The sequence below is a fragment of the Treponema bryantii genome (genome assembly GCF_900111035.1).
Lineage (GTDB): Bacteria > Spirochaetota > Spirochaetia > Treponematales > Treponemataceae > Treponema_D > Treponema_D bryantii_C.
The window spans coordinates 614569-622173 of sequence record NZ_FOFU01000002.1; the positions used below are offsets into that span (position 1 = coordinate 614569).

The following is a 7605-nucleotide window of genomic DNA, read 5'->3' on the forward strand; positions in this document are numbered from 1 at the left end:
GTGGAAACTGAAGAGATCTCGGTCGGCGAGTTTGTAAGCCGGCTGTTTGAATTAAAACTCGCCCGAACTCAGACGAATTCACCGCGCAAGTCCGCCGCCGCGGAAGATATTCTGCGGTACGGGCATTATCGCGGATGGCTGGAAGATCAGGATGAACGACACCCGGAAACCCTGCTAAACCGTCAGACAGCAGCACGCATAGCGCATATGTTTCTGCTGATTGAATGCGGTCTCCCTGACTTATCAGATATAACTCCCTCAACTGTCCTTAAAGATTTATACACCTGCCGGGTCTGCGCAAATCATATTGCACAGATTTATACACGTGGCATTATAAAAAGCTGGAATGAAGACGAAAAATATGATCTTCAAAATAAAAAGGAGTCCGATTCTTCGGACTCCTCTGAGTTCTTTTTTAATCATCTGGCTCAAGTTTCAAAACCTGACGCCCTCGAAATAATCAGAAAACTAGAACAGATTCTTTAATTGATTTCCCAGCTGCTTTTTAGCCTCATCTGTTGCTTTTCCTTTCAGCTGTTTTTCAGCTTCAGTACGTTTCTGATTAAGCTGCTTTTCAAAACCAGTGGCAGTTGATAAAGAACCTGTCAGTTTTGTCTTGATATCATCAAGTGAATCAAACTGACCAAGAGCTCCACCACTTGCCTCATTGATTTTCTTTGTAAGTTCAGTCTTCAGATTATCTTTAATTTCAGCAAGCTGAGCTTCCATTTCTTTCTTAAGTGAATTGATTACCTGAACATCTGCATCAGAATCCAGATTCATCTTAAGTCCATCAGTAAGAGTAAAGCCGCTTGTAATGCCTGCACGAACTGTATTGATTCTACCCATTACATTTGAATAAATCTTCGAAGCATATTCAGGCTCAAACGGAACTGTAGCAATCTTCAAATCTGTAAGAAGTCCTTTTCCTGAAAGTTCAAAACCATCCTTATCGAAAATCTTAAGGATTGCATCTACTGCACACTTAGCATCGAACGAAGGAACTCCAGGATATTCACCAAACTTTTCTGCAGGAATATTCAAAGGAATATTCTTAAGTCCATAATCTGCACGAATAAGAGGTTCCTTTGTATCAGTTCTAAAATCTACAACAAGCTTTGCTTCATGCTGTAAATTATAAAGTTCCATATTGAAATCAATCTTAGCAGGTTTATTTATTATATCCTGATTACTTGCAATATCTGTAGCCTGGGCAAAGAAATTAGGACCTGAACCTGCCATCTTTTTAATCCACAAAGCAGGAACCTTATCCTGTCTGTAGAAGATGTCCCGACCTGGTGCACGCTTTACAGAATACTTCTTTTTCTCTTTCTTAACCTTTGCTTCTTTAGGCTTACTACCCTGTTTTGTCTTCAAATCAAGAATATAATCAACACCCTTCATTGCATAAGGATAATATTTTCCAAGCACATCACAGGCAACATTTTCAAACATTCCGCTAATCAGCTTTGTTCCATCAGAAATATTCAAAGACTTAATTTTATTGATTTCAGAATTTGCAAAGTTCATATCATGTGTAACTGCATTCTGAACGCTCTTTCTAAGTCCATCTGCTTCGGCTAAATCTGCATTAAAGTTTTTCATAACTCCATTAGCATCATTCTTTACCTTTTCAATATTCTTCTTTGTTGAATCAATTTTTTCAATGAATTCTTTAATCTTAAGCGGATTATTCTGAACTGCACTGTAATCAAAGTTCATAATATCATTAACAGATTTCTGAAGCTCATCGACTGTCTGCTGAACCTCTGCCGGCTTAGCCTGCCACTTTGCAACAATCTGAGGAATCTGCTCCTGAACCTGCTTAGAAAGCTCTGGCGTCTGAAGCTGTGAATAAAAATTATTCATTAAAGTTTCAGGATTAAGCTGATTGAAAAGTCCTGTAATATTGCTTTCCAGAGAATTAGCTGCAACTGCTTTTTTCTCTGCAATCACCTGTCCAAGCTTAGATTCAGATGCTTCTTTTGCTGCCTTTTCCTTCTGCTTTTTGATTTTCTTTTCTTTCTTAGGTGGAAGTTCTCCAGAAGTCTTTCTTTCAGTACCTGTATCGACACCAAGTACAGAAAGTTCATCTGCAACAAAACGCTTTCTTAAAAGCTGTCCTAAATCAAAATCCACTGTAATTGAACCAATATCAACGAGATTTTTCATATAATCGTCTTTATTGGCAATCTCAAGCTTTTTAATCTTAAGTGATGAATCAAGCAGCTTAAAATCTACATTCTGAATATCACACTTTGCCTCAAAAATTGTCTCGCAGGCATAAATAATTCCCTTCTTTACGATTATATTTTTGAAGGTAATAAAGCAGATTGGAATTGCTACAATAAAGGCAGCTGTAACAATAAGCGGAACAAAGTTTACACGTCCTTTTTGTTTCTTTATCTGCTTTGCCAGTGCTTTAAGGCGTTTCATATCTTTCTTGGCAAGCTGTTCTGCTTTTTCTGGTGGAATTGCAAAAATTGGAATCTGTTTAGCACCCTTTTTCTCAATTTCAGTAAAAAGGCCTTTTACATATTTTTTATCTTCAGGAACATAAAGTCTTTTATAGATTTTTTTCTCGAGTTTCTTAGCTGTATATTTCTTTCTGAAAAGTGATGGTATCTTTTTCATCTTATTGCCCCCTTAGTCCTTCTTGGCTGCAAGAGCAGCTGCTTTTTTTACAAGCGGAATCTTCGAAATAGCAACTATAAACTTAGTTTTTCGAAGAACTGGGACAATTTTATTTCTCATAAGCCAGATTAATAAACGTGCAATTACATAAAGCGGTATATAAAGGGCTAGACCACATAAAAGGGAACCTGATGCTATTGTATTATTGAATTTAGTAAAGCCTACAAAAGGAATATCCAGCAGCCATGCAAAAACCGGTTCGAGTTTTGGAAGAGTAAGGAACCAGTAGCCCACTGTATCAAACAGTGGATCGAACAATGGCGCCAGCAATGAAAAACAAAGTGTACAAAGAACAAGTGCACCCTTGTTTATTCTCATAAATAACACAAAAACTGTTATGATAAACCAGAAAATATTGTTTTTAGGAAGGAATCCAAGCAGCATTCCCAAACAAACCGCATGAGCAATTTCACCAGGATGTGAATTGCTGTTCAATGCTTTTAACAATTTGACAATGAATTTAAGCATATTTGACTCCGATTTTAAAATCTTAATCTTTATTTTAACAGAAAGGTCAGAGTTTGCAAGAATAAAAAAGAAGGGCTCAGAGGCAAGCACAACTTATCTCTGAGCCCTGTTTTCACGGATTATCGATTTCAGGCTTATTTTGCATCACGTGCAGAAAGTGCGTACTTAACTACACGGAAACCAACATCATCATAAACTCTTGTAACAGGTGCTGCATCTTTTGAAACTGCAGTTACGCCTTCTGCTGTTTTTCTATAGCTTCCGCCACGCATAATACGACGCTGAATACTTGCAGGCCATGCATTATAACACCATTCCCAGGCATTTCCATTCATGTCATACATTCCAAAAGTGTTGGCATCTTTTGTCATAACATCATGTGTTACACCATCAGAATTGTCTGAATACCATGCAACTGAAGCTAAATTCTTATTTGATATATTAGCCCAGATTTCAGAAGCCGGATCTCCTCCACGTGCAGCAAATTCCCATTCAGCTTCTGTAGGAAGTCTGTATCCATCTGCAGTAAGATCGATGATTGCATTTTCAGCTTTTCCATCTCCATCCTTTGCAGTATCAGCTTCCTTAAGCACTGCACCATTGTACTTGTAAACTGGACCAAGACCATCTTTTTCACTTGCTGCATTACACCATACAATTGCATCACGCCAGCTGATCATAGTCACCGGCTGATTTGTGCCTGTTGGAGCTGCACCATCTACACCCTTATTTCCTTCACGTCCAGGATTAGCAAAGGTATAGCCATTGTCTTTTGCCCATGTATAAACCTCATACCAGCGGGTATAAGTTGTTTCTGTCTGGGCGATATAAAATGCCATCAAATCAACAGGCTGTTCTACAGAAGCTTTTGAAAAAGCTGAATCTCTTTCTGCGGTAGGAGTTTCTACAAATTCAATAAGATTCTTTGAAAAACCGTTCTTTGATATAAAAATTACACGTTTTTTAGATTCCGATTTTGTACTTACACTTTTTTTTGGCTTAGAGGCACATCCTGTAAAAATCATTGCTGCCAGTAAAGCCGAAATTGAAAGAATTGTTAATTTCTTCATACTGATAACTCCTTGGTTTTAAACCTATTGTTATTTTACCATGGATTATAACATCCTTCCATTTAAAAAGTGTTACTCAAATTTGGTTACATTTTTACTTTTAAGTTCTTATTATTCTGTTATATTCAGTTTTTTTGATTGCCTGAATGAAAAAGCCATCTTATAATCAAATTCAAACTATATACAGGAGTTCCTATGGATCCAAAAGCTCTTTTTTCTCTTTCTTACGGTGTTTTTATTCTCGGCTCGCATGATGACAAAAAAATCAATGCCTGTGTTACAAATACCTGTATGCAGGTTGCTGCAAATCCTAATCGTCTTGCAATTACTGTAATCAATCAGAATTACACCTGCGGTCAGATTAAAGAGTGCGGAACTTTTGCCCTTTCTGTCCTCGATAAATCAGTTACATTCCCTACAATTGAGCACTTTGGCTTTCAGAGTGGCCGTGATGTAGATAAATTCGCTGATTTTGAGCATTCCCTCGATGCCAATGAAAACCCTTATCTAAACAGTCAGATATGCGCCCTGTTTACCTGTAAGGTTATCAGTTCTCAGGATTTAGGTACTCATACTCTTTTTGTTGCTGAAATTGAAGATTCTAAGGTTTTAAGTGATAAAGCTCCTCTTACCTATGCTGATTATCATAAGGATATTAAGCCTAAGCCAGGTGCTGCAGCCGAACCAGACAAAAAGATTATCGGCTGGCGCTGCAAAATCTGCGGTTACGAATATGAAGGTGCCGAACTCCCGGCCGAGTATGAATGCCCTATCTGCGGACATCCAGCCGAGGATTTTGAGCCTATTTACGAGAAATGATCTTAGCATTGATTAACTTACGACTCAAATAACTTTATTTGAACAAATATAATAAGTTCTTAAAAACTTACATTTTCAACAAAGAAGTTCTTATGAAACTAATTTCTATTTATTAACCATTTAGATATGCATAGCGAAAAATGACCTGGATTGTGAATATCATTCTCGACTCCTAAAATCCCCCAACGAAATTGTTTTTCATATAAACCATTTTTGTTCGTTAGAATTATATTATGCTTTTTTAGAAATAATAATAATTCTTCCCTATCTTTGACTTCACATCCTTTAGATATTCCAAAAGATATAAATTCTAATATTCCATTGGATGAGAAAATCATTTTTATATTTCCCTCTTTTTCAAATAATAAAATATCATTTATAAACAAGTGTTGATAATTATTAATATTTCTAATTACTTTGGGAATTTTTATTGTTTTAGCCAAAACATCAGTTAAAGAATCATTAATTGAAATCTCAATATCGTTGATTAATAATACACCATCTAATAAATTTGTCATAAAACTTACCTATTTGTTAAAATTATAGTTAAAACTGGCTCAAGATTAGTATAATCAGGAATATAAAATTGTATTAATCCTCCTGGCCCATATTGAGGGTTAGCAAGAGACTGAGAAACAGCGACATTCATATCATAATCTATAAATACTTCTCAACCATAGAGCAAAATCTTTTGAACGAAAGTTTGCGGTATCAATGCCACAGTTTTTTTTAGAAAAATGAATATATATGAAAAGCACAATCTGATGTTCAAATGATTATCTAAAAGTCTCTCCCCTTTCAACTTTTCCGTTTTCTGTATTAAGAACATATCTTCTTCCAAAAAAATCGAAAACAACACACTTATCATTTACTATACGGATTCCTATACATGGTTCTTTTTCACTTCCTACATTTTTAATTTTTGAAGAATCCATTCTCCATAATAATTCTGAATTAAAAGAATAACAAAATACATTATCTATTTCATTCGTATCCAATACCAAAATTAATTTAGATTTATATTCAATTGCTTCTAATATTTTTTTATCAAACAAAAATTCTTTATTATTTATTATTATTTTGTTTCCTAGAATATTCATTATTTAATTAACCTCTCGTTTACAAATTCTCCAACATTTTTACCATTAATCATTAAATCATATTGCAAACCACCTCCTGAATAACCAAATAAAGGACCAGCAATGCCTGATCTTAATAATGTTCCTGCCTTTAAATTTACATCACATTGGTAAACTGGAGTAAATGGTTATGAATATTTATTTTGAATTTCAGAAGGTGATAGTCCTTTTATATCTTTCTCTCTCATAATCCAAGGTCCTTTGTTAAATGAGTTCTGATTATCATAAACTCTAACAAATTTTGAATCTTTCTTAAGTTTCAAAACAGAAACATCTGTGCCGGATTTATACGGTGGTTTTAACCCTCTTGTTTCTCTTAAGAAGCTATTAACTTGATCGGCTGGTGTAGTACTTAATGTTTTATATCTTCCAAAATTACTTGTTATAGTATTATTTATATTAATAAATACATTATATACCTTGCCTCCAAAAGATGACAACTGACTATTAAACTTTATTTCAAAATCAACATATCCCGCAATTAAAGATTGTTCTGCTATTGATGTCCCTATAGCACTTATTGTTGCACCTAATGCTGTAGCTCCGATATACGCTCCTGCAAGGTCTATACCAGCCTCTATCGTACCATAACATATATATAGCATTCCTTGAATTATTTTTCCTTCAGAAATGCACTCTATTCCATCTCTACCAAAATCAGCTCCAAAATCTAATTTTATCAATCCATTGATTGAGTAATTTAATCCATTAATTAATTCAGAACCAATATTTGGAGTTGCAGTTGGTCCTGTTGGCCCACAACTACCAGAAGATGAATTATCTCCTCCATTTCCAGTTTCACCTCTTTCCTTTTTACGAGCCTCCATATCTTTCTGATACTGCCATGCTGATATTGTATCTTCAAGCCCATTAATATCTGAATGACTTATTGGATTCTGTCCCGCATAGCCATACCAGTTTATACCATCACGGGCAGGATCTTGGGTAAGCCATGAGTCACCATCCTCACTTCTCCAGCGGTTCCAGTGATATGTTAAACCAGTTTCTACATCATAGTCACATCCTGTGTACAGACCTTCAAAGTCAAGTAGTTTTGTTGTCTCCCCTGCTTTTATTCCGAAGGCGGTATAGCCAGATTTCCATACCAGTTGGTAATTGTCATCATAGACCTCGGTAACACTACCCTGGATATCTGTAACTGCATATCTGATTGTTTCAATTCCAGCTTCTGTTTTATCCATGAATCCTGCTATCTGATTGTATAAATATACAAAACATCGAGTTGTTACAGCAGAGCCAGAAGTTTTCTTCTGATATGTCAGAGCCCCATTACGGCCATAGGCATACTGAGTTGTTTCAGCAACCGAATTTGTTTTACTTATACGCTCAATTCTATGGTTATTTGCATCATAAGTATATTCTACACATACATTCTGTGCATTATCCGGAGCATT

Annotated in this window: 9 protein-coding genes; 2 read left to right on the plus strand and 7 right to left on the minus strand. The window is 35.6% G+C overall.

The annotated features are described in order from the left end of the window. The gene (locus BMY21_RS06390) at positions 1–486 is read left to right on the plus strand and encodes a hypothetical protein (RefSeq protein WP_074641922.1); all 486 of its coding nucleotides are present in this window, start codon (positions 1–3) and stop codon (positions 484–486) included. Here BMY21_RS06390 and BMY21_RS06395 read toward each other — a convergent pair. The 3 genes from BMY21_RS06395 to BMY21_RS06405 all read right to left on the minus strand — a co-directional run bounded on the left by BMY21_RS06395 (position 469) and on the right by BMY21_RS06405 (position 4232). Then, positions 469–2634, minus strand: a complete 2166-nt coding sequence (locus tag BMY21_RS06395) for a TIGR03545 family protein (protein WP_074641923.1) — start codon at positions 2632–2634, stop codon at positions 469–471. The genes BMY21_RS06390 and BMY21_RS06395 overlap by 18 nt on opposite strands. 12 nt (positions 2635–2646) lie before the next feature. Continuing rightward, positions 2647–3162 carry a TIGR03546 family protein gene (locus tag BMY21_RS06400; protein WP_074641992.1) on the minus strand — a complete coding sequence of 172 codons (516 nt, stop codon included), beginning with the start codon at positions 3160–3162 and terminating at the stop codon, positions 2647–2649. Between the two features lie 134 nt (positions 3163–3296). After that, the gene (locus BMY21_RS06405) at positions 3297–4232 is read right to left on the minus strand and encodes a formylglycine-generating enzyme family protein (RefSeq protein ID WP_074641925.1); all 936 of its coding nucleotides are present in this window, start codon (positions 4230–4232) and stop codon (positions 3297–3299) included. Positions 4233–4427: 195 nt separating this feature from the next. Here BMY21_RS06405 and BMY21_RS06410 point away from each other — a divergent pair, with 195 nt between their 5' ends. Further along, positions 4428–5051, plus strand: coding sequence for a flavin reductase (locus tag BMY21_RS06410; RefSeq protein ID WP_074641927.1), 624 nt, complete (start codon positions 4428–4430; stop codon positions 5049–5051). Between the two features lie 98 nt (positions 5052–5149). Here BMY21_RS06410 and BMY21_RS06415 read toward each other — a convergent pair whose 3' ends face one another. From BMY21_RS06415 to BMY21_RS06425, 4 genes are all read right to left on the minus strand, one after another. Then, a complete protein-coding gene (locus BMY21_RS06415) occupies positions 5150–5569 on the minus strand; it encodes a hypothetical protein (RefSeq protein ID WP_074641929.1) in 420 nt (139 codons plus the stop codon). A 5-nt stretch (positions 5570–5574) separates the two neighbouring features. Continuing rightward, complete coding sequence (locus BMY21_RS16200; RefSeq protein WP_501037498.1) at positions 5575–5700, minus strand: hypothetical protein; 126 nt, start codon at positions 5698–5700, stop codon at positions 5575–5577. A gap of 127 nt (positions 5701–5827) precedes the next feature. Next, complete coding sequence (locus BMY21_RS06420) at positions 5828–6151, minus strand: DUF7957 family protein (RefSeq protein ID WP_074641930.1); 324 nt, start codon at positions 6149–6151, stop codon at positions 5828–5830. Between the two features lie 167 nt (positions 6152–6318). Beyond that, a partial coding sequence (locus BMY21_RS06425; protein WP_143064176.1) for an RHS repeat domain-containing protein occupies positions 6319–7605 on the minus strand: 1287 nt, incomplete at its 5' end.